This is a genomic window from Chryseobacterium sp. Leaf180 (genome assembly GCF_001424585.1).
Taxonomy (GTDB): Bacteria; Bacteroidota; Bacteroidia; order Flavobacteriales; family Weeksellaceae; genus Chryseobacterium.
This window is the reverse complement of the sequence record NZ_LMPJ01000001.1, coordinates 925,790-947,665: the sequence shown is the minus strand read 5'-3', so window position 1 is coordinate 947,665 and position 21,876 is coordinate 925,790. Positions and strand designations below refer to the sequence as shown.

General features: G+C 38.0%; 21 protein-coding genes. 15 read left to right on the top strand and 6 right to left on the bottom strand.

The genetic code is table 11. From position 1 onward, the window contains the following. Positions 1-36: 36 nt before the first annotated feature. The 6 genes from ASG01_RS04330 (at position 37) to ASG01_RS04305 (ending at position 6,598) form a co-directional block, all read left to right on the top strand. Positions 37-1,686 carry a DNA repair protein RecN gene (locus tag ASG01_RS04330; RefSeq protein ID WP_055860399.1) on the top strand — a complete coding sequence of 550 codons (1,650 nt, stop codon included), beginning with the start codon at positions 37-39 and terminating at the stop codon, positions 1,684-1,686. Between the two features lie 134 nt (positions 1,687-1,820). After that, positions 1,821-3,284, top strand: a complete 1,464-nt coding sequence (locus ASG01_RS04325) for a DUF5687 family protein (RefSeq protein ID WP_055860396.1) — start codon at positions 1,821-1,823, stop codon at positions 3,282-3,284. Positions 3,285-3,308: 24 nt separating this feature from the next. Beyond that, entirely contained in the window at positions 3,309-4,034 is a 726-nt protein-coding gene (locus tag ASG01_RS04320; protein ID WP_055860393.1) for an ABC transporter ATP-binding protein, read from the top strand. A 33-nt stretch (positions 4,035-4,067) separates the two neighbouring features. Further along, positions 4,068-4,826 carry a type III pantothenate kinase gene (locus ASG01_RS04315; RefSeq protein WP_055860389.1) on the top strand — a complete coding sequence of 253 codons (759 nt, stop codon included), beginning with the start codon at positions 4,068-4,070 and terminating at the stop codon, positions 4,824-4,826. Positions 4,827-4,869: 43 nt separating this feature from the next. Further along, the gene (locus tag ASG01_RS04310) at positions 4,870-5,460 is read left to right on the top strand and encodes a hypothetical protein (protein ID WP_055860387.1); all 591 of its coding nucleotides are present in this window, start codon (positions 4,870-4,872) and stop codon (positions 5,458-5,460) included. After that, the gene (locus tag ASG01_RS04305) at positions 5,450-6,598 is read left to right on the top strand and encodes a hypothetical protein (RefSeq protein ID WP_055860384.1); all 1,149 of its coding nucleotides are present in this window, start codon (positions 5,450-5,452) and stop codon (positions 6,596-6,598) included. Before ASG01_RS04310 ends, ASG01_RS04305 begins: the two co-directional genes overlap by 11 nt. A 1-nt stretch (position 6,599) precedes the next feature. On the opposite strand, the gene ASG01_RS04300 is transcribed toward ASG01_RS04305, so the two are convergent. The 6 genes from ASG01_RS04300 to ASG01_RS04275 all read right to left on the bottom strand — a co-directional run bounded on the left by ASG01_RS04300 (position 6,600) and on the right by ASG01_RS04275 (position 11,458). After that, positions 6,600-7,031: a nucleoside deaminase gene (locus ASG01_RS04300; RefSeq protein WP_055860382.1), complete on the bottom strand. Its 432-nt coding sequence runs from the start codon at positions 7,029-7,031 to the stop codon at positions 6,600-6,602. A gap of 49 nt (positions 7,032-7,080) precedes the next feature. Further along, on the bottom strand, positions 7,081-7,632 hold the full coding sequence (locus tag ASG01_RS04295) for a DUF3575 domain-containing protein (protein WP_055860379.1): 552 nt from the start codon (positions 7,630-7,632) through the stop codon (positions 7,081-7,083). 57 nt (positions 7,633-7,689) lie between these two features. After that, complete coding sequence (locus tag ASG01_RS04290; protein WP_238584501.1) at positions 7,690-8,319, bottom strand: energy transducer TonB; 630 nt, start codon at positions 8,317-8,319, stop codon at positions 7,690-7,692. 51 nt (positions 8,320-8,370) lie between these two features. After that, complete coding sequence (locus ASG01_RS04285) at positions 8,371-9,291, bottom strand: helix-turn-helix transcriptional regulator (protein WP_055860376.1); 921 nt, start codon at positions 9,289-9,291, stop codon at positions 8,371-8,373. Positions 9,292-9,463: 172 nt separating this feature from the next. Beyond that, positions 9,464-10,501 (bottom strand): patatin-like phospholipase family protein, encoded by a 1,038-nt coding sequence (locus tag ASG01_RS04280; RefSeq protein ID WP_055860374.1) that lies wholly within the window; start codon positions 10,499-10,501, stop codon positions 9,464-9,466. Positions 10,502-10,690: 189 nt separating this feature from the next. Next, positions 10,691-11,458 carry a helix-turn-helix domain-containing protein gene (locus ASG01_RS04275; protein WP_055860371.1) on the bottom strand — a complete coding sequence of 256 codons (768 nt, stop codon included), beginning with the start codon at positions 11,456-11,458 and terminating at the stop codon, positions 10,691-10,693. Positions 11,459-11,519: 61 nt separating this feature from the next. On the opposite strand from ASG01_RS04275, the gene dinB reads away from it, so the two are divergent. The 9 genes from dinB (at position 11,520) to ASG01_RS04230 (ending at position 21,873) form a co-directional block, all read left to right on the top strand. Next, on the top strand, positions 11,520-12,668 hold the full coding sequence (dinB, locus tag ASG01_RS04270; RefSeq protein WP_117613383.1) for a DNA polymerase IV: 1,149 nt from the start codon (positions 11,520-11,522) through the stop codon (positions 12,666-12,668). An 18-nt stretch (positions 12,669-12,686) separates the two neighbouring features. Beyond that, on the top strand, positions 12,687-15,755 hold the full coding sequence (locus ASG01_RS04265) for a DNA polymerase III subunit alpha (protein ID WP_055860365.1): 3,069 nt from the start codon (positions 12,687-12,689) through the stop codon (positions 15,753-15,755). Between the two features lie 47 nt (positions 15,756-15,802). Continuing rightward, positions 15,803-16,636, top strand: a complete 834-nt coding sequence (locus ASG01_RS04260; protein WP_131725317.1) for a hypothetical protein — start codon at positions 15,803-15,805, stop codon at positions 16,634-16,636. A 114-nt stretch (positions 16,637-16,750) separates the two neighbouring features. Continuing rightward, a complete protein-coding gene (gene pgi, locus ASG01_RS04255) occupies positions 16,751-18,391 on the top strand; it encodes a glucose-6-phosphate isomerase (protein ID WP_055860359.1) in 1,641 nt (546 codons plus the stop codon). Positions 18,392-18,427: 36 nt separating this feature from the next. Beyond that, entirely contained in the window at positions 18,428-18,646 is a 219-nt protein-coding gene (locus ASG01_RS04250; RefSeq protein ID WP_055860356.1) for a hypothetical protein, read from the top strand. After that, positions 18,636-18,839 (top strand): type II toxin-antitoxin system RelE/ParE family toxin, encoded by a 204-nt coding sequence (locus ASG01_RS04245; RefSeq protein ID WP_055860354.1) that lies wholly within the window; start codon positions 18,636-18,638, stop codon positions 18,837-18,839. The genes ASG01_RS04250 and ASG01_RS04245 overlap by 11 nt, the downstream gene beginning before the upstream one ends. Before the next feature lie 112 nt (positions 18,840-18,951). Further along, positions 18,952-19,836: a bifunctional 5,10-methylenetetrahydrofolate dehydrogenase/5,10-methenyltetrahydrofolate cyclohydrolase gene (locus tag ASG01_RS04240; protein WP_055860350.1), complete on the top strand. Its 885-nt coding sequence runs from the start codon at positions 18,952-18,954 to the stop codon at positions 19,834-19,836. A gap of 6 nt (positions 19,837-19,842) precedes the next feature. After that, positions 19,843-20,472: a 7-carboxy-7-deazaguanine synthase QueE gene (locus tag ASG01_RS04235; RefSeq protein ID WP_055860347.1), complete on the top strand. Its 630-nt coding sequence runs from the start codon at positions 19,843-19,845 to the stop codon at positions 20,470-20,472. Positions 20,473-20,508: 36 nt separating this feature from the next. Continuing rightward, positions 20,509-21,873 (top strand): exopolysaccharide biosynthesis polyprenyl glycosylphosphotransferase, encoded by a 1,365-nt coding sequence (locus ASG01_RS04230; protein WP_055860344.1) that lies wholly within the window; start codon positions 20,509-20,511, stop codon positions 21,871-21,873. Positions 21,874-21,876 lie beyond the last annotated feature (3 nt).

The window sequence follows — 21,876 nt, the reverse complement described above, 5'->3', positions numbered from 1 at the left end:
TAAAATTTATATTTGCAATACAAAACCGGTCTTTTTATGCTTTCCAGAATTTACATCAAAAACTTTGCGCTCATCGATGCGCTCGACGTTTCGCTTCACAACGGTCTGCAGGTAATTACCGGCGAAACCGGAGCCGGAAAATCGATTATTCTCGGGGCTTTACGGCTTATTCTGGGTGAGCGCGCCGATCTGAAATCGATTGCCAAAGCTGAAGAAAAAAGCGTTGTGGAAACTGAATTTCAGCTGGATAATCAGTTTAAAAAATTCTTTATAGAAAATGATTTAGACTATGAACATCAGACAATTATCCGACGCGAAATTCTGCCTTCCGGAAAGTCGCGTGCATTTATTAATGATGTACCGGTAACGCTTGACGTGCTTCGTACACTTTCTTCCCAGCTGATCGACATTCATTCGCAGTTTGAAACCTCCAATCTTTTCACACCGGAATATCAGTTTAAAATCATCGACGGTTTGTCTGAAAATAAGGTGTTGATTGAAGAATATCAGCAGAATTTTGCAGAATTTCAAAGTTTTAAAACTTTACTTAAAAAACTTCAGACTCAACTTTCAGAGAGTACAAAAGAAGGCGATTACAAACAGTTTTTGCTGAATGAGCTGGAAGAACTTTCTCTGGATGATATCGATTATGAAGAACTCCAGAATCAGCTTTCGGTGCAGGAAAATGCCGGAATGATTTCTGAAAATCTTGCGCAGATTCTGTCGCGTTTTCATGAGGAAGAAATAGGGATTCTTTCTTTTTTTAATGAAGCAAAAAATAAACTTTCAAAAATCGCAGAGGTCTCGCAGGCTTTTTCTGAACTTGATCAACGTTTAGAAGAAAGTTTCGTGGAAATTAAAGACATCATCGCCGAGCTTGAAGATGAAAGTGAAAATATAGAAATTGATCCTGAGCATCTTCAAAAGCTTTCGCAACTAGACAGCCGACTGAATATGATGTTTCTGAAGCATAATGTTCAGAATCTACAGGGTTTAAAGGAAATTCGTGACCAGATCGCGGGAGAACAGCAGGGAAGCGCCGAACTCGAACAGCAGATCGCACATACAGAATCTCAGATTCAGAAAAAAGAAAAATCACTGCAGACTTTGGCAGAAAAACTTTCTAAAAACCGCAAAAAAAATATTCCCGTTTTCGTAAAAAAAGCAGAAGATTTATTAAAAAAACTAGGGCTTGAAAAAGCAAAAGTTGATATTGATCTTCAGTTGGCGAATGAATATAATCTTTTCGGTAAAGAAAATATCCAGCTTCTGTTTCAGGCAAATTCCGGTTTTCCTTTAAGACCTATTCAGACTGCCATTTCTGGTGGTGAAAGATCGCGTGTAATGCTCGCCGTGAAGAAAATTATTGCTGAAAGCGACATGCTTCCGACTTTGATTTTAGATGAAATTGATACGGGAGTTTCTGGTAAAGTAGCTGAAGAAATAGGAAATTTGATGCGCGAGATGTCTGCTGATATGCAGCTGATCGTAATTTCTCATCTTGCGCAGGTTGCTGCAAAAGGAAACAACAATTATAAAGTTGTAAAGGAGGACGTGAATGGAAAAACCCAGTCTAAAATTATTGTTCTTTCTGATCAGGAAAAATTAAATGAAATCGCGCAATTGCTGTCTGGCAGCAGGATTACAGAGGCTGCGTTGGCACAGGCTAAAGAATTGATTGGGTGATTTTCTTTCTTACAAGGTCATTATCCAAAAATATTCTGAAACTGCTTTGGCGGGCAATTCACGAAAGAATCACTATTTCAAGACAAAAATGTAACAAATTTTTAATTATGTTTACCAATACAAAAAAGTAAACTATGTTTAAAAGGTTTTTGACTCTGGAGTGGAAGAGTTTTTTTCGCGGATCTTCTGTAGGAATTAATCTTGCGATGAAGATTTTAAGAATTGTAGGAATTTGCTTCTTTATTTTCTGGCTCGCCATGATGTCTTTCGTTGCTTATTTTTATGTGCAGGAAGAGATGAAGCTCGATCCACTTACCGTCATTTCACGTTTTCTGATCATAGGATGGGTAGTAGATCTTTACTTTAAATACATGCTTCAGCAGATTCCGACGCAGAATATAAAACCGTTTCTTACTTTAAATATTCCTAAGAAAGTTGTCGTAAATTATACTTTAATTAAAACATTCCTCACGCCTTTAAGTTGGTTTAATTCAATATTTCTGATATCATTTTGTGGGATTTTAGCATTTAACGGTTATGGTTTCCTAAATATTTTTGCTTGGTTTATCGGAGTTTCATCACTTTTTTATCTGAATAATTTTATCAATGTTTTATTTAATGACAAAGAAAATATTGCCGTTGGTGTAGGAATTTTGACTGCTGCATTTGCTGCCTTGAATTATTACGAAATTATCCCTGTTTTATCATATTCAGAAAGTATTTTTTACAGCTTTTACGACGCACCTTATTTTGTGATAATTCCTGTTCTTCTGTTTGCAGCACTTTGGAAGATTACCTATAGCTATATACGGAAAGGCTTTTATCTCGACGAAGGTCTTGAAGCGAAAAAAGAAATCGGGAAAACTGAAAATATTGCTTTCCTCAATAAATACGGCGAGATAGGAACTTTTATCAATAATGATATCAAAATGCTGAAGCGCAATAAAGTGACGAAAGGCGTGCTGATGGGAAGTTTCATGTTTCTGTTTTACGGTCTCATCATGTTTGTAAGCGATGTTTACAAAGGGCCTGCAGGGATGATGTTTATGGGACTTTTCGTTACGGGAGGTTTCCAGTTTACCTTTGGGCAGCGCGTTCCCGCTTTCGACAGTGCATATTATCCTTTAATGATGACCCAAAATGTGCCTTACAGAGAATATCTGAAAGCAAAATGGTGGCTGATGAATATCGTCACGGCCATCTCAATTGTCATCGCCTTATTTTATGCGTATTTTGGTTGGGAGGTTTATTTTGCCTTTTTCGCTGCCGGGTTGTATAATATCGGTGTCAATTCTCAGTTTACATTATTATCCGGTGCTTACAATAAAAATCTGATTGATCTCAATTCAAAAGAGAAAAGAGTCGGGCAAAAAAATACTTTTACTTTCAAAGTTATTCTTTTAATGATACCCAAAATGCTTCTGCCAATGGCGGTGTATTACGTGATGAATTATTTTTTCGGGCTTTCGGCAGCGGTAATTTCTGTAGGATTCATGGGACTTATCGGCTTTCTTTTACGTGAAAAAATCTTCGATCTTATCATTATAAAGTATAAAACAGAGAAATACTCTACGCTGGAAGCTTTCAAAAAAGACTAAATCTATCTTTATTAAAACAAACCTATGATCACAATAAAAAACTTAAAGAAAACCTACGGCAACGCAACCGTTTTAAATATTGAACATCTGGAAATCCCAAGTGGAGAAACCTTTGGTCTTGTAGGGAATAACGGCGCCGGAAAAACCACGCTTTTCAGCCTGATGCTTGATTTGATACAGCCAACAACAGGTTCTGTAAGCATCGACGGCATTATTGTAAACGAATCTGAACAGTGGAAAAATAAAGTGGCAGCTTTTATCGACGAAACTTTTCTGATCGGTTATCTCACGCCGGAAGAATACTTTTATTTCATCGGCGAACTTCGCGGACAAAATAAAGCGTCTGTAGATGAATTTTTAAAGCAGTTTTATGATCTGTTTAATGGTGAAATTATCAACTCCGGGAAGTATGTGCGTGATCTTTCAAAAGGAAATCAGAAAAAAGTAGGAATTGTAGGTGCACTTGTCGGAAATCCTGAAATTATTATTCTGGATGAGCCATTCGCAAACCTTGATCCTTCTACTCAGATTAAACTGAAAAATTTAATTAAAGAACTTTCAAAGCAGAACGGCGTTACATTTTTGATTTCGAGTCACGATCTGGCGCATACCACTGAAGTCTGCAACAGAATTGTCGTAGTCAACAAAGGCGTTCAGGTGCAGGATATCAAAACCAGCCCGGAAACTTTGAAACAGTTGGAAGATTATTTTGCAGAGCAAATCAACATTCCGCAGACATCACCGATTTAAATCATACGAAAAATTTCGTTTAAAATTTTAAGAATGAATTCTATCGTCATCAATGTAGGAAACAGCAATATCCGCTTCGGGCTTTTCAATAATGATAACTGCGACGTTTCATGGGTGATCAATACCAAACCGTACCGCACCGCAGACGAGATTTTTGTACAGATGTCGATGCTGTATCAGACGTATAAAATTAATCCTGAAGAGATCAGTCAGATTATTGTAGGCTCTGTGGTTCCGCAACTTACGAAGGTCATCAGTTCGGCGATCAGGAAAATTCACGGTATACAGCCTGTAATTGTTGACCGAAATACGGCTTCCGGAGTTTTGGCGAAATCGAAACAGATGGGCACTGATATTTATGCAAATCTTGTCGCGGCGCATCATTTATATCCAAACCGAAAAAAAATTATTCTTGATTTTGGAACAGCACTTACCGCAAGTTGCGTCGCAGAAGATGGCGAAACTTTAGGTGTTATTATCGCGCCGGGAATCATCACGTCTCTCAATTCTCTCATCAGTCAGACGGCTCAGCTTCCGGAAATTGAGCTGGTAAAGCCGAAATCTGTTTTAGGTTTAGATACGGTCACCTGCATGCAAAGCGGAATGGTTTATGGCTTTCTCGGAATGGTGGAAGGCTTTATTGACCGCATAAATGATGAAGTGGAAGACGACTGTTTTGTGATCGCAACGGGCGGCGTTTCACATGTTTACAAACCGCTCACCGAGAAAATACACGTTGCCGACCGGCTGCATACATTGAAGGGACTTTATTTTTTGGGAAAGGAAGTTTGATTTAACTTTATGGAAAGATTTTTATCAATATTAAAAATTATCCATGAAAAAAAATTATCTCTTTCTCTGCATATTTGCGTCTGTTGCGGTCTTGTCGCAGACGAAATTAATCTCATTTAAAAGTCACAGCGGAAATTCTGATCATTTCAAATCGAGTGTTTACAACGATGTTTTCAATGTAAACGAATCAAATTTCGGTGTTGCACCAACGGAAATTATTAAAAACGCAAAACTCGATTCTGTGATTATCATAAATGATCACGAAACTATTTTGGTGACAAGCGCCGTGTGTATTGACCGCAGAAAACCTGAAGGCGAAAACGAAAGTGTCTGGCAACCTGGCCGGAAAACCGTTTACAATCATCAGCTGTTCTCAAAGAAGAATGTCGACAGCGTAAAAAATGTATTAAAAAGAGATTATCATTTTAAAAATAATATCGACGATGTTGTTTTTGTTGAATATGATTCTTCCACAAAAAAATATCAGAAAATCAAATCAAAATCTGGTAATAAAGAAGTTTCAAAACCTGAAAAAGATAAGACGCCCAAAGCACTGCTGTTTGGTATTTTGATGATTTCAGGATTATCCGGTTTTGCAACGTGGAAAAGAAACAGGAAAGGCAATGAAAAGTAAATTTTTGCTGTTTGCAGGAATCTTTTTTATTCTCATTATCTTATTTGTCCCGCTCGATTTCTTTGGAAACCTTCAGTTTGTCGTAACGCAATTCCTTTTTGAAGGTTTGACGAAAATGTTCCTCTCTATTTATGATCGGGAAAACGTAAGAATTGATTTTTCATCAGACAGCATTTCTCTCTTTTTATTGATGATGATTTGTATGCTTTTGTCCGCCATTTTTACCTTGATGATCCGGGATAAAAACAAGAAGATTCTGCATTTTCTAAAAGAAATAGTAGCGCTTTATCTCGCGTTTGTTCTTATTAAATATGGTTTCGACAAGATTTTTAAAGCTCAGTTTTATCTTCCGGAACCCAATATTTTGTACACGAGATTTGGGAATTTAGATAAAGATATTCTTTACTGGAGCACGATGGGAACGTCTACAGTGTTCTCCGTATTTTTGGGAATAACTGAAACTCTTACAGGATTTTTGCTGATATGTAAAAGAACGCGCACTGTCGGTTTGCTTTTTTCTGTGGGAATTTTTACCCATGTTTTAGCCGTGAATCTTGGTTTTGATATTTCCGTAAAACTTTTTTCTTTCGTATTGCTGCTGATGACGGTTTTTTTACTTCAGAACGAATGGCAACTGCTGTATGATTTTTTTATTCTGAAAAAGCGTACAAAACTGGAGACAGAAAACCTTTCCCGAACAGAGAAACATCCCTTTTTTGTTGCTTTAAAAACATTATTTACAGGACTCTGTATTTTGGCAGTTTTCCGTCCTTACCTGAACGTTTCCAATTTTAATGATGATACTTTCCGCAGACCTTTTCTTCATGGCGCTTTTAAAAGCTTAGATAAAAACTCAGCTGTAAAATATGTTTTTTTTCACCGCGATTCTTATATCATCTTAATGGATGAAAACGACCGGTTCTCTGATTTTCATTATACAGCTGACAGCTCAGGAAAATCATTAATTCTTGAGGATTATAATGGCGTAAAAAAGAATGTCTATTTCTTTTATCAAAAGAAAGACAGTCTTTTAACTCTGAATTTTGATGGAAATATACTGAAAACAAAACAGCAAAACTGGAAAAAGATGAATGCCTTGAAACCTGCTTTTCATCTTTTCATAGAAGATGTAAAATAATTTACCTTTTAGATTTAAAAAAATCTTTTACAATCTGCGAACAGTCGTTTTCGAGAATTCCTGTAGCGATTTCAGTTTTCGGGTGAAGCGAAAGATTTTTATTGATAAAACCGCGCTGTTCATCTCTCGCGCCAATGACGACTTTTGAAATCTGCGACCACGCCAAAGCGCCGGCACACATCACACAAGGTTCCAGCGTCACATACAAAGTGCAGTTCTGGAGATATTTTCCGCCCAGAAAATTGGCAGCCGACGTAATCGCCTGCATTTCTGCATGTGCGGTGACGTCGTTTAAAGTTTCAGTCAGATTATGAGATCTGGCGATCACGCGGTTATTTGAAACTACGATACAACCAACCGGAACTTCATCTTTTTCCAAGGCTTCGGCAGCTTCCTGAAGCGCCATTTTCATAAAATATTCGTCGGTAAACATAAGAAAAGCTTAGTGCAAAACTAAGCTTTAAAATGATTATTACATGTATTTAAAAACGATATCCGACGCCGCCCATGAATTTTCCTGTGAGATCAGTTGATGCACCGTAGCTTTGCTCGCTGCTCATAAAACGTCTTCCAATTCCGACACTTGCTTCAAGAACCAGACGGTCTTTTATGGCCCATTTTCCTCCAAAACCAAAACCAATACCAACTGTAGTAGTTTTTTTATCTCCAACATATCGGTTTACTGTATTGTTGAATACAGGATCGTAGTAAGTTTCGTAGCGATCGATAGGATTATTTGTAATTGGGATAAAACCTTCCAGGAAAAATCCTGAGGCAAACTTTCTTCCTAGATAATATCTGAAATAAGGACTAAACTGCTGAACATGATCGTAGTTATTGAGCGTAATGAGAGCATTAATTCCAACACCCATGTCTTTGTTTAAAAGTCTTTCGTAACTGATATTGATAGACGGTACCGCAATCAAAAGCACCGGATCAATCATAATGTCATTGCGGCGTTCTTTTTCAGTTTCCTGCGCAGTGATGTTTAAAGCAAGAAACGAAAAACAGATTCCCAAAATAATTTTTTTCATCGGTTAATTTTTGGCAAAGATAAAAATATATTCTACTTGTGGGATTTAAAGTGGGATTTATTTAGAAAATGAAAGCGGAAGCCTGAATCGTGTACGGATGGTTTCACCATTACTCACCGCTGGCAAAAATTTCTGTGATAGAGAATAGACCGCAATCTCCGCCTGACGGTTAAAAATAAAATTGTCTCCACTCGCATTGACATCACTGATGCTTCCGTCGCGTTCTACCGTAAAAACAATCGAGGTTTTCACCTGATCTGTACCGGATTTAACTCCGTCATTATAAAAAATATCCTCAATTTCTTTCCGTAAAACATTAATTCCTCCTGGATATTCCGCCGGTTTTTCAGATTTCGCGATTTTATCACCGTCTGAGACGTTTAAACTGGTCAAACCATTTTTTGTTTTGATTTTATTTAAATCTTCAAGATTTTTTACTTTTAAAAGAGCACCGACGAAAGCCGTGTTTTCAATGCTGTCCATTTTGCTCATAAACAGAAGAAAATCCTGACGAATCATTTTTTTTGAATCGGTGTTTTTTTCAGCATCAAATTTTTTCTTAAATTCTTTCCCGAGCATACTCCGGTGCTGATTGTAATAGTTTTTGATCTGCCTGAATTCTTCCGTCTGCTGCGCAAAACAGAAATTAGAAATGATAATAAGCAGAAAAAGTGCGACTTTTTTCAAAGGAAAATGTTTAAAGTAAATGTACTTAAAATTCTGATACGTAACGTGTTTTCAGTTTTTAAGGTAATGATCCAGCGATTCCTGCAGATGATTGCGGATATTCTGTACCAGAATTTCCGGCTCAAGAACGACAGCTTCTTTCCCAAAAGATAAAATTTCCTGCATAAAATCGTACGTCGGATGAAGAAAATATTCAAAAAAGATGTCATTCACGGTCTCTTTTATTTCTTTTTGCGACTGGTGGAGCGGAAAACTCCGAATATATTCACCCTGATGAATGCTACATTTAAGCACGATTTTCTCAGGAATCTGCTCACTGAGATTCATTACGCCAAAAGCATTTTTAAAATGTTCGCGGAAATTATATTTATATTTTTCCCTGAATTTTTTGTCGCTTACATTCAGATAATTGATGCGGTCGAGTCCGAAAGATTTCAGCGATTTGTCTTTGGTATCCACCGAAATAAGATACCAGCGGTCTTTGGATTCTTTCAATGCCAAAGGGTGTACTTTCCGTGATGTCATCAGTTTGTTTTTGTAGTTATAATGCTCAAAACTGACAATTCTCCGGTTTCTGATGGCAAAAAAAAGATCATAAAAATGCTCTACACCCGTCGGTTTCCGGCTTTCAAAAAAGATGAGATCTGCAAAATCCGGATGTACATTAAGCGCGTTACTCACCTGAAAAGATTCCAGCAGCTTCTGGTTGTATTCATCGACTTCCATCATCGGCCGGCTTTCAATATAATAGCGGTTGTCACCTTTCTTTTTGTTGTGAATCGACAGGTTGAAAAGGTTTGCAATCTCACGCACATCGCGCTGCAACGTACGGATAGAATAGCTGCTGATGCCGGCATCCTGAAACTCAAACGAACTCAGCAGATAATCTTCCAGCTGCGAATAGGTTGCGGGCGCAGTTTCCAGTTTTTTGATGATGAGTGCGTAGCGTGTTAAGTAAAAATCCTTTTTCATGACCGGTCTTTTGTAAAACAAATATAAAAGGTAAATGCGACAAACGGTGTCGTGTTTTATTTTGTATTGTTAAAAAATCTTCATTAAAACAAAATTGTACTTTAATGAAGATTTGAATCAAACAGGATTATAATCAAAACACACTATAAAACTATTATATAAGCTTATTTAATTATATTTTATTCTGAATGAGTTTCTGTACAATTTCGTTTAATGATTCTTTGTGATCATCAATATAGCTCAGTCCGGCCTGTATCAAATTATTAATATTTGCTGCCGATACATTATCCATCGCCGGTGCCGCATTTTTTAATGACGGATTCAGGCGGTAATAATTTTTCTGATTTTTCTCGCAAACTGTGTCATACATTTGCCGAAGCTGATAATCTACCGTTTCTGCATTAGAAGAAAGCAAAATATCAATGATTGGATTGATCCAGCCTATTTTTCCGGCTTTTTGAAGTTTTTTAAATGAGTAAGGTTTTGCTTCGATTCCTGTGCCGAGCGAAACAATAATCATGTCGTTAAAATCGGGATAATTTTGTTTCTGATCATTTTTTAAAACCTCTGCAAACGGAATTTTTCTTGCCTCAGCATACGCGCAAAGTGCCGGATTATTGGCAAACATTCCGCCATCAATTAAACTGAATACCTGTCCGTACATTGATTTTATCTGCACCGGACTAAAATAGGTAGGCGCCGCAGACGTTGCCCTGCAAATATCGCGTACGTAAAAATTGTCGGTATTGCGCTGTGCTTTCCACGAGTTGAAAAGTTTTGCCCGCCGGTTTTCGATGTCGTAGCTGGTAATCAAACAAGGTTTTATAAATTCTTTCAGTTCTAAATTCCCAAAAAAATCGCTGAGGTTTTTTTCTAAATGACACTGCGATATTTTCTCATTAAACAACCCATACGGATTGACCAGTCTTTCCCAAAAAGATACCTGAAAAATACCTTCGCCTTTCTCGGCGTACAGTTCTAGGCCTTTCTGTATAGAATGTTTTGCTTTTCTGTTTTCGTCGGGGCACAAAATAATCGATGCGATAAGCGCGCCCGTGCTGCTGCCGGCAACCAGATCAAAATAATCGCCCAATCTTGCTTTTGGATGATCGTGCTGCTGCAGTTGCTCTTCTATGTAGCGCAATATGATACAAGTGATAATACCTCTTATTCCGCCACCATCTAGTGATAAAATGGTTGTCTTTTTCATTTCTGATTCTGTTATCTGATAATCAAAAGTAGTACGCTGAAACGTCAAAACGTGACGTGTAATAGACTGATAAGATTATTTTTAGCTAAAAACTTCAGAATGAGCGCTCACGGAAGAGTGAAGAAGGTTGTGATGGTTTTTAAATATTTAAAAAAAAGAAGTAAAATTTTTATTTCTGAAAAAATGGAATTATTCCGAAATTTTCCTGTTCAGATCCCGAATATCTTTCCGGATTTCCAGGAACATATCTTTCACATTATACTCCAGGGCATCATGCTCAAAATCTTCCGGGAAAATTCCGGAGGCGTACTGCCAGATTTCAACAATTTCAGATAAAGAAATGTCGTAAGGCTGATAAAAAGAATTGTCTGCCGCTACCATAATCGAGTTTTCATTTTTAGACTTAAATCTTTTATATGAAATACCGTTGTTCAGCGTCACAAAAACATAGCTTTTGCCAGGTTTCAGATCATTAATGGTTTCAATATATTTCCCGATTACGTAAGAACCGTCTTTGAAAGGCGGCATAGAATCGCCCTGCGCTGGAAAAGCGCGGTACTTTCCGTTGGTGAGAAAAGGCAGAGAAATCCGTTGCAGGTTTTCAATATATTCCGGGTCGCTGTAGCCAGACAAATATCCCATTGAAGCTTTCTGCGGAATAATCTCGATGCTGTTGTTCCCGATTTTATCGACGACGACAGGAAGCACAATGCGGTTATCTGCAAGATTCATCATATCATTTAAAGGATATTTCCTAATATCGACCGTAAGTAACAGATCGATGCTGATGTTAAAATATTTTGAGATTCTTATTAAAACATCGTACGGAGGTTCTGAACGGCCATCTTCATAAGAAACATAGCGCGAACGAGTGATCATTAAAGAATCTGCCAATTCCTGTTGAGTGGTTTCTCGCTTACCTCTCAAAACCTTGATGTTATCTGAAAAAATAGACATTGTTATAATTTATAACAACAAATGTACAATTTTTGTTTAAAAATCAAACTAGCTTTGTGACGTGAATCATGCGATTGTACATATGGATCTTGATGCCTTTTTCGTTTCCTGCGAAAGACAGCAAAACCGTGAGCTTAAAGGAATTCCTTTAATTATCGGCGGTGGCGACCGTGGCGTCGTCGCATCCTGCTCGTATGAAGCAAGAAAATTTGGTGTGCGTTCTGCGATGCCGATTCGCATGGCGCTCAGACTTTGTCCGGATGCAAGAATCATTAAAGGAGACTATGAACTGTACTCTAAACTTTCGCATACCGTCACAGAAATCATTCAGGAAAGAGTTCCGGTGATGGAAAAAGCCAGCATCGACGAGTTTTATCTGGATCTTTCCGGGATGGATAAATTTTTTGGCTGTTACCAATGGACGCAGGAAATTGCTGCTGCGGTAAATAAAGAAGCCGGACTTCCCATCAGTTTTGCGCTTTCCACCAATAAAACTGTAGCAAAAATAGGAACGGGAGAAGCAAAACCTGCAGGAAAAATTAGAATTGAAGAATCTGAAATCCGTCCTTTTCTCAATCCGCTTTCAGTAAAAAAAATACCGATGGTGGGCGAAAAAACCTTTCAGCTGCTCTCCAGAATCGGCATTCGTACGATTCACACATTATCTGAAATGCCCGTTTTAGTACTTCAGCAAATGATTGGCGCCAATGGGAAAGAACTTTGGAAAAAAGCCAACGGCATCGATGAAAACCCCGTCGTTCCTTATTCTGAAAGAAAGTCGATTTCCACAGAAAAAACGTTCAGCACCGATACAATGGATCTGTTGGAGCTGAAAAGACTGATTTCTGGGATGGCAGAAAAGTTAGCCTATCAGTTAAGACAGGAAAAATGGCTGACTTCCACAGTTGTTATTAAAATACGCTATGCCAATTTTGATACCGAAACCAAACAGCATAAAGTCGCCTACACTTCTGCCGACCACACCTTGTCGAGAATTGCTTTGGAGCTATTCAATAAAATTTATACCCGAAGAATGCGTCTGAGACTTGTGGGATTGCGATTTACAGATTTGGTACACGGCAGTCATCAGATGAATCTTTTTGAAGATACTGAAGAGCAGATGAATCTCTATCAAACAATGGATTACCTTAAAAACCGCTTCGGAGCAGATGCTGTAGGCAGAGCTTCAGGATTTGATTTCGGAAAATAATTTTAAAATTTTACTTAAATGTTTCTCAACTGTCATACTTTTCACAGTCTTCGTTACGGTACTTTATCGGTTCAAAATCTGGTAGAGCAGGCCGCCGCGCTCGGCATTAAAGAATTGGTTTTAACGGACATCAATACGGTTACTGCGATTTATGATTTTAAAAAAGAATGTGAAAAAGCTGGAATAAAACCGATTGTAGGAATTGAGGTAAGGAAAGAAAATAAATTACGATATATCGCTATCGCCAAAGAATTCAGCGGAATTGGTGAAGTTAATAAAATGCTCACCGCTCACAATTGCGATGGCGTTGAACTTTCTGAAACGGCCCCCGAATTTAAGCAGGTTTTTGTCATTTATCCTTTAAGCAACTTGCCCGAAAATTTAAAAGAAAATGAGTTTATAGGCATTCGCGAAGAAGAATTAAACGTTCTGATTCGCCCGGAATTTAAAAAACTGATTCCAAAAATGGTGGTTTTACATCCGGTAACTTTCAGCACCAAAAAAGAATATAATCTGCACAGGATTTTAAGAGCCATCGATAACAATACTATTCTTTCAAAACTCAGTGAAGATGATGTCTGCCGAAAATCTGAATATTTTAAACAAGAAAAAGAACTCATCAATTCTTTTGCACAACATCAGGAAATCATTAAAAACACAAAAAAAATTCTTAGCGATTGTAATTTTGAATTTACCTATAAAGAACGCGGAAGCACTGAAAATAAGAATAAAAAATATTTCAAAAAATCTCATGAAGAAGATATGCTGCTTCTCACACAACTGGCTTTTGAAGGGTTGGAAAAAAGATATGGCGAAGATGAAATTGCGAAGCAGCGCGTCGAAAAAGAGCTGAAAGTTATTGCTGAACTAAAGTTTTCGGCATACTTTCTCATCACGTGGGATATCGTGCGGTACAGTAACGAGATGGGCTTTATGCACGTGGGAAGAGGAAGTGGCGCCAACTCTATTGTAAGTTATTGTCTGGGAATTACAGACATCTGCCCCATAGAACTGGATCTTTATTTTGAAAGATTTTTAAATCTCAACCGTACTTCGCCACCGGATTTTGACATCGACTGGAGCTGGCAAAACAGAGATACGATCATCCAGTATATTTTGACGAAATACGGAAAAGATCATGTGGCTTTTTGCGGAACCAATGTTGAATTTAAGTACAAATCGATCTTTCGCGAAGTGGGAAAGGCCTTTGGATTGCCTAAAGAAGAACTGGATGATTTGGCAGGAAAACCGATGCATTCGCACGACCGAAACTCAATTGTAAAAAAAGTACAAGAATATGGGAAACTGATGGAGAAATTTCCCAATCAGCGGAGCATGCACGCCTGCGGAATTTTGATTTCTGAAGAACCAATTACCAATTATACTTCTTTGGAAATGCCGCCTAAAGGTTTCCCGATCGTACAGTTTGATATGAATGTAGCAGAAGATATCGGCCTCGAAAAATTTGATATTCTTTCGCAGAGAGGTTTGGGAACCATTAATGACACGGTAGAATTAATAAAAAAAACCAGAGGAATTGATGTTGATATCCGTGATACTTCTATTTCTAAAGATGAAGCGGTTTGCAATGAATATCTGGCGGTAGGAAAAACCATCGGCTGTTTTTACATCGAATCTCCGGCAATGCGTGGGCTTTTGCGAAGATTAAAATGCAGCGACTACCGAACTTTGGTTGCTGCATCGTCGATCATCCGGCCCGGCGTAGCCCAAAGTGGAATGATGCGTGAATATATTTTCCGGCACAACCATCCCGATCAGTTTGAATATTTCCACCCTGTTTTTGAGAAAAATTTAAAAGAAACCTACGGCATCATGGTCTATCAGGAAGATGTAATTAAAATTGCACAGTATTTTGGCGGACTTTCTCACGCAGACGGAGATATTCTGCGGCGTGCTATGAGCGGAAAAGAAAGATCTATTGAAAAACTGAATGAAGTAAAAACCAATTTTTTTAAATCCTGCATGGAAGATCAGGGGCATTCCGAACAAATGACAACAGAAGCTTTCAGGCAGATAAAATCTTTCGCAGGCTATTCTTTCTGCAAGGCGCATTCGGCATCTTATGCGGTAGAAAGTTACCAAAGTTTGTATTTGAAAGTGTATTATCCGCTGGAATTTATGGTTTCTGTGATTAATAATCAAGGCGGATTTTACCGTACAGAAGTTTACATCCACGAAGCAAAAATGTCCGGCGGAATTATTGAGAATCCCTGTGTGAACGCTTCAGAATATCAGACATCGCTTCACGGCAAAAAAATCTATCTAGGTTTTATGGTTTTGCAAAGTTTTGAAATCAAAATCGCGGAAGAAATTATCGCTGAGCGTCACCGGAATGGTTATTTTATTTCTCTTGAAGATTTTATCCGGAGAATTCCTATCGGTTTGGAAGGTGTACAAACACTGATTTTTATCGGTGCTTTTCGTTTTACCGGAAAAGGAAAAAATGAACTTTTGGTGGAAGCCAGACTGCTGTTGGTAAATTTTAAACCTGAAAACCGCGGACTTACTTTAATTGAAGAGCCTGTGCAGGAATATGCGCTGCCAACTCTGAAACGCGAGCGTTTTGAAGATGCCTTTGATGAACTCGAAATTATCGGCTTTCCGGTTTCCTGCAGTCCGTTTGATTTATTGAAAACCAAATACCGCGGTTCAGTTTTTGTGAAAGATCTTCTAAAACATCATAAAAAACAGGTGAAAATGCTGGCTTATCTTATTTCCAGAAAACACGTTCCCACGAAAAAAGGCACAATGTTTTTCGGAACCTGGATCGATGTGAATGGCGATTACTTTGATACGGCACATTTCCCCGACAGTTTAAAACGATACGATTTCCAGGGCGGCGGATGCTATCTTTTGCTCGGAACCGTTGAAATTGACTATCATTTTCCAACAATTACCATTCATAAAATGGCAAAACTCCCGATGATTCCCGATCCGCGTTACGTTTACGATCAGGAAAAACATTACAGTGTGCACCAGAAAATGCGCGAAGACGTGAGCATGACTTCCCGGAAACCTTACCCGCAAGCCCAGGAAATTAATCTGCCAAGGCATAAGATGTATTGAGAGAATTCTCTACACCGTTTCTTTATCTTTAAGCCAAAACTTACGCGATGAAAATAAAATTTGCTGTGACTTTGTGCTTTTTGGGCAGTATGTATTTCACTCAGAAAATCAAAGTGCTGGATGCCGAGACTCAAAAACCGGTTCCGTATGCGAAACTGATTTTGAAAAATCAGAATTATAAAAACACGGAAGAAAATGGTGACGCGGTACTTGAAGATTCTGAGAAAATCTCAGAAATTCAGTCTTTTGGATATGAGAATCTGAGCGTAGAAAATGATCAGACTATTTATTATTTAAAGCCTGTTTACAAAGAAATTGCTGAAGTGCAGGTCAGCCGTCCGAAATTTGATAAAACGATTATTATAGGTGAATTAAAGAAAAAAACTTCCTACGGCGCTATAAAAACATGGATGGTGGGAAAGATAATTGTTCATAAAAGTGAACTGCCTCAAAAGCTTTTTCTAAGTAAAGTCAGATTTCCAAGTTTTAATTACAATAAAAATGATGTTACAATCAATGTAAATATTTTCGAAAATAAGAACGGATTGCCCGGAGAGCTCATTACAAGTAAGGCGGTTATTTGCAAAAAGGGTAGAAGAATTACCGAATGGACACTTGATCGGCCGATTTCTTTTCCGTTAGAAGGTATTATTGTATGTTTTGAATGGATTATTAATGACCAAAATCAATATGATACCGAAATGAGATATTCTGATGGACGTGTAAAAAAGATAAAAGGCATTTATCCGACTTTAGGTGGTAGCGGATCTTCAGAAAATAAAGATATGGTGACTGGAGTATTGATGGACGGTGAATGGAAATTTAAAACGTATTACAACAGCAGAAGTTCACTTTCAGTACAGCTAGAGCTCACCGACTGATTTTTCGCGGACATTAATCTACATCCCCACAAAATCCGTAAATTTGTAGCGTATTTTTTCTGCAGAACATTTCTGCCGGAAAATCAACCTAATTATTAAACCAAATCACACAATATGCTTTCAAAAATAAATCCTACGCACACCCAAAGCTGGCAGGCACTCGACGAGCAGTTTGCATCTCAGGATTTTGATCTCCGAAGTCTTTTTGAGGAAAACCCGAACCGTTTTCAGGAATTTTCTGTGAAGGGTGAAAATTTTATTTTTGATTATTCTAAAAATTTAATTGATGCCGATACCAGAGAACTGCTTCTGAATCTTGCCGAAGAATGTGAGCTGAAAGATGCGATTTCTAAAATGTTTTCGGGGGATAAAATCAACGAAACTGAAGGCAGAGCCGTTTTGCATACTGCCTTAAGAGATTTTTCGGATAAAGAAATTCTGGTTGACGGTGAAAATATCAAGCCTCATATCAAAAGGGTTTTAGATCACATGAAAACTTTTTCTGAAAGCATTATTTCAGGAAATCACAAAGGTTTTAGCGGAAAAGAAATTACCGATGTGGTGAATATCGGCATCGGAGGTTCAGATTTGGGACCTGTGATGGTGGTTTCGGCGCTGAAACATTTTAAAACAAGATTAAACGCGCATTTTGTTTCTAATGTAGACGGAAATCATTTGGCTGAAACCGTAAAAAATCTTAATCCGGAAACGACTTTATTTATCATCGCTTCTAAAACGTTTACTACCCAAGAGACGATGACGAATGCGCATTCGGCAAAAGACTGGTTTTTGAAAGCCGGAAAAGAAGAAGATGTTGCCAAACATTTTGTCGCTTTATCGACTAACGTTCAAGCGGTTAAAGACTTCGGAATTGCAGAGGAAAATATTTTTGAATTCTGGGATTGGGTAGGCGGAAGATATTCTCTGTGGAGCGCCATCGGTTTAAGTATTGTACTTGCCGTTGGTTATGACAATTTTGAACAGCTTTTAAAAGGAGCAAATCATACCGACCAGCATTTTCAAAATACAGATTTTGATAAAAATATCCCTGTTCTGATGGGATTAATAGGAATTTGGTACCGTAATTTTTTTGCGGCATCAACGCACGCAATTCTTCCTTACTCGCAGTATCTGGACCGTTTTCCGGCGTATTTTCAGCAGGGAGATATGGAAAGTAACGGAAAATGTGTCGACCGAAACGGGAATTTTGTGGATTATGAAACCGGGCCCATTATCTGGGGCGAGCCGGGGACAAACGGTCAGCACGCATTTTATCAGCTGATTCATCAGGGAACGGAGCTGATTCCTGCAGATTTTATTGCATTTGCAAAAAGCCCGAATAAAGTTTCTAATCATCAGGATATTTTGCTGGCCAACTTTTTTGCACAGACAGAAGCTTTAGCTTTTGGTAAAACAGAAGAAGAAGCGGCTGAAGAGTTAAAAAAATCAGAAAAGTCTCAGGAAGAGATCAATTTTCTGACAAATTATAAAGTCTTCCAGGGAAATACGCCCACAAATTCATTTTTAATCGATGAATTAACACCGTTTTCATTAGGTCAGTTGATTGCGATGTACGAACATAAAATCTTTGTACAAGGTGTGATCTGGAATATTTTCAGTTTTGATCAGTTTGGGGTTGAATTGGGAAAAGTTTTAGCACAGAAAATTTTACCTGAACTGGAAAAAGATAGTGAAGTAAGCTCCCACGACAGTTCGACAAATGGATTGATTAATTATTATAAAGCGAATAAATAGAGGAAGAGATTTCATTAATTGATTAAAAGTATAGTTATGAGTTCCATCACTGTACATTTTAAAGACAAAGAAGAAGGAACTTTAATTCAAAATTTATTGCAAAAAATGAAAATCAGTTTTGAGAGAGATGACGATGATTCTGAGTTGACTGAGGAAATGAAAAAAGTGATTGATGATGCATTAAAACAAGACAGGTCACAATCTGTAGATGCATTCGAATTATTAAAGAGAATTTCAGAAAAGTATGGCATTTAAAATTCTTGTTTCTCCTGTTGCAACCAATAATATTGATGATGCCATTAAATATTATAGAATGCAATCTCAGTCAGCAGCGAAAAGTTTTAGAAAGAAACTGTTTGATGCTTATAAATCTTTACAGGTAAACCCTTTTTTTGCTATCAAATATAAAAATTTAAGAGCAATTCCTTTAAAAAATTGTCCTATTTAATTCTTTTTGATATTGATGAAAAAGAGCAAATTGTAAACATCCTCTCGTTTTTTGTACGCATCAGAACCAGAAAAATATCCTTAAAATCTAATTATAAAAAGTAAAAGTAAAAATGGCAGAAATTCTTGACGGATTAAAAGTTTCCAGAGAAATAAAAGCAGAAATCAAGGTTGAGGTCGATAAAATAATCGAAAGCAAGCGCAGAGCACCGCATTTGGTGGCAATTCTTGTTGGAAACAACGGCGCGAGCAAGGCTTATGTAAACGCGAAAGTAAAAGACTGCGAAGAAGTGGGCTTTCAGTCGAGCTTAATAAAATTCTCAAGCACCGTTTCTGAATCTGAATTATTAGAAAAAATTGACGAATTAAATAAGTCAAAAGCAGTAGACGGTTTTATCGTTCAGTTGCCGTTGCCGGATCAGATTGATCAGGAGAAAATCATTAATGCCATCGATCCGAGAAAAGATGTGGACGGTTTCCATCCTACCAATTTCGGGAAAATGGCTTTGGAAATGGATACGTTTCTTCCGGCAACTCCATTCGGAATTTTAACTTTACTGGAAAGATATAATATCGAAACCAAAGGTAAAGACTGCGTGATTATCGGAAGAAGTAAAATCGTGGGAAGACCGATGAGCATTCTGATGGGAAGAAAAGATTTCCCGGGGAACTCAACTGTTACTTTAACGCATTCTTACACGAAAGATATTGAAGAATACACGAGAAAAGCAGACATTGTAATTACTGCACTTGGCGATCCACACTTTTTGAAAGGTGAAATGATCAAAGACGGAGCCGTAATCGTGGATGTAGGAATTACAAGAGTCGATGACGATTCACCAAAAGGATATTATCTGGCCGGCGACGTCGATTTTGACAGCTGTGCAGAAAAAGCAAGCTGGATTACGCCAGTTCCGGGTGGTGTAGGACCAATGACCAGAGCGATGCTGATGAAAAACACCATCATTGCTTACAAAACTTCAGTCTACAACGACTAATTTAAAATGGATTTAGTAGAAGATATTTTATTAAAAGAAGGTAAAATGCTCCCGGTGATGGAGCATTTTTACACTCTTCAGGGCGAGGGCGCTCATACAGGAAAGGCTGCCTATTTTATAAGACTTGGTGGCTGTGATGTCGGCTGTCACTGGTGCGATGTGAAAGAGAGTTGGGATCCCAATCTCCATCCGCTGATGAATGCCGAAGCGATTGCAGAAATGGCTGCAAGTCACTGCAAAACTATTGTGCTTACAGGTGGCGAACCTTTGATGTGGAATCTCAACGTGCTTACTTCAAGATTAAAAGAATTGGGCTGCACCATCCACATAGAAACTTCCGGTGCATATCCGATGAGCGGACATATTGACTGGATTACGCTTTCACCTAAGAAAACCGGATTGCCGCAGGAAGAGATTTATGCTAAAGCGCATGAGCTTAAAATGATTGTTTTTAATAACAATGATTTTAAATTCGCTGAAGAGCAGGCAAATAAAGTTTCGGAAAACTGTACACTGTATCTCCAAAGCGAGTGGAGCAAAAGAGACGAAATGTATCCTAAAATTACCGATTTTATTTTGGCAAATCCACGTTGGAGAGTTTCGGTACAGACGCACAAATATCTGAATATTCCGTAATTTTTTCTAAATTAGCTTCTTTTCGCAAAAAAATTCATGCAAAAAATACGTTATTCTCGATACCTGAAATCCATTATCGTCATTATCGACATGATGGTGATTGTATCGGTTTTCCTGCTGTTTTTTGCCAGTAATTTTAAAGATTTTTACAGCAAAACATTCTGGCAGGAAATACTTTTCCCGCTGTTGCTGCTTATTTCCTTTTGGATTCTTCTCAGCGGACGCACGAAAATATACAATATCCCGAGGAATCTTACCTTCACGATGTTCGTAGAAAGGTTGATTATTCATTTTATGCTTTTCGTGATCGGTTTGCTGCTCATCAGAAAAGTGAGCAACAGTCAATTTTTCGGTTCAGAACTTACGCTGCTTACAATGTATCTCACAGCAGGTGTGATTTCGGTGAAATCTGCGGTTTATTTTATTATTAAATATCTGCGGTCGCGCGGAGTGAATAACAGAAACGTCATGTTTTTCTGCGGCAATAATTCTATGGAAGTTTTAAAGAAAATTATCGAAGAGAGAACAGATTTTGGTTACCGGATTTTCGATTTTCCTATGGTCGATTTTGATTTAAATTCTCTTCAGGATTTTTGGAAAAGAAACGGTATTCACACCGTTTTTATGCCCAGTGAGCATCAGTTTAAAGATCAGGAAGAGCAGATTTTCAGGCTGGCCGAGGACTACAAAGTGCACGTTTCTCTCGTTCCCGATATCACCAACAGCGATTTTCTGATGTTTGATCTCAGTTATCTGGAAACGCAACCCATTCTGAATCAGACCAAATATCCTCTCGATTATTACTCAAACTTTCTATTTAAGAGACTTTTCGACCTCTTTTTTTCGGTATTAGTTTTGTTAGTCATCTGTACATGGCTTTTCCCGATTATTGCATTTTTCATTAAACGAAGTTCGCCCGGACCGGTTTTTTTCAGACAAAAAAGATATGGCTATCACGATGACGTTTTCAGCTGTTTGAAATTCCGGACAATGGTGATCAACGAAGAATCGGCAAGCAAAACGACGTCAGAAAATGATGCTAGAATTACGCGTGTCGGACGGTTTCTCCGTAAGACCAGCCTTGATGAATTGCCACAGTTTATCAATGTTTTGAAAGGTGAAATGTCGGTTGTCGGTCCGCGACCGCACATGTTGGCAGTAGACGATTATTTTAAATCGAAAATCGGGCGTTACAGTCTACGAAGCATGGTTAATCCAGGAATTACTGGTTTGGCCCAAGTGAGCGGGCTTCGCGGTGACAGCGGTGATGTAGAAATCGAGATGGGAAAGAGAATTCTGGCAGATACATTTTATGTGAAAAACTGGAGTTTTGTGATGGATCTTGTGATTGTTTTTAAGACTGTTTTGCTGGTCTTGAAGGGCGATAAAAAGGCAAATTAAATA

Coding starts and splice junctions, on each gene's coding strand:
- ASG01_RS04315 (WP_055860389.1), top strand. CDS start 4,068: ATGAATTCTATCGTCATCAATGTAGGAAACAGCAATATCCGCTTCGGG.
- ASG01_RS04250 (WP_055860356.1), top strand. CDS start 18,428: ATGAGTTCCATCACTGTACATTTTAAAGACAAAGAAGAAGGAACTTTA.
- ASG01_RS04260 (WP_131725317.1), top strand. CDS start 15,803: ATGAAAATAAAATTTGCTGTGACTTTGTGCTTTTTGGGCAGTATGTAT.
- ASG01_RS04310 (WP_055860387.1), top strand. CDS start 4,870: ATGAAAAAAAATTATCTCTTTCTCTGCATATTTGCGTCTGTTGCGGTC.
- ASG01_RS04240 (WP_055860350.1), top strand. CDS start 18,952: ATGGCAGAAATTCTTGACGGATTAAAAGTTTCCAGAGAAATAAAAGCA.
- ASG01_RS04245 (WP_055860354.1), top strand. CDS start 18,636: ATGGCATTTAAAATTCTTGTTTCTCCTGTTGCAACCAATAATATTGAT.
- ASG01_RS04325 (WP_055860396.1), top strand. CDS start 1,821: ATGTTTAAAAGGTTTTTGACTCTGGAGTGGAAGAGTTTTTTTCGCGGA.
- ASG01_RS04265 (WP_055860365.1), top strand. CDS start 12,687: ATGTTTCTCAACTGTCATACTTTTCACAGTCTTCGTTACGGTACTTTA.
- ASG01_RS04320 (WP_055860393.1), top strand. CDS start 3,309: ATGATCACAATAAAAAACTTAAAGAAAACCTACGGCAACGCAACCGTT.
- ASG01_RS04235 (WP_055860347.1), top strand. CDS start 19,843: ATGGATTTAGTAGAAGATATTTTATTAAAAGAAGGTAAAATGCTCCCG.
- ASG01_RS04295 (WP_055860379.1), bottom strand. CDS start 7,632: ATGAAAAAAATTATTTTGGGAATCTGTTTTTCGTTTCTTGCTTTAAAC.
- ASG01_RS04285 (WP_055860376.1), bottom strand. CDS start 9,291: ATGAAAAAGGATTTTTACTTAACACGCTACGCACTCATCATCAAAAAA.
- ASG01_RS04275 (WP_055860371.1), bottom strand. CDS start 11,458: ATGTCTATTTTTTCAGATAACATCAAGGTTTTGAGAGGTAAGCGAGAA.
- ASG01_RS04300 (WP_055860382.1), bottom strand. CDS start 7,031: ATGTTTACCGACGAATATTTTATGAAAATGGCGCTTCAGGAAGCTGCC.
- ASG01_RS04330 (WP_055860399.1), top strand. CDS start 37: ATGCTTTCCAGAATTTACATCAAAAACTTTGCGCTCATCGATGCGCTC.
- pgi (WP_055860359.1), top strand. CDS start 16,751: ATGCTTTCAAAAATAAATCCTACGCACACCCAAAGCTGGCAGGCACTC.
- ASG01_RS04230 (WP_055860344.1), top strand. CDS start 20,509: ATGCAAAAAATACGTTATTCTCGATACCTGAAATCCATTATCGTCATT.
- ASG01_RS04280 (WP_055860374.1), bottom strand. CDS start 10,501: ATGAAAAAGACAACCATTTTATCACTAGATGGTGGCGGAATAAGAGGT.
- ASG01_RS04305 (WP_055860384.1), top strand. CDS start 5,450: ATGAAAAGTAAATTTTTGCTGTTTGCAGGAATCTTTTTTATTCTCATT.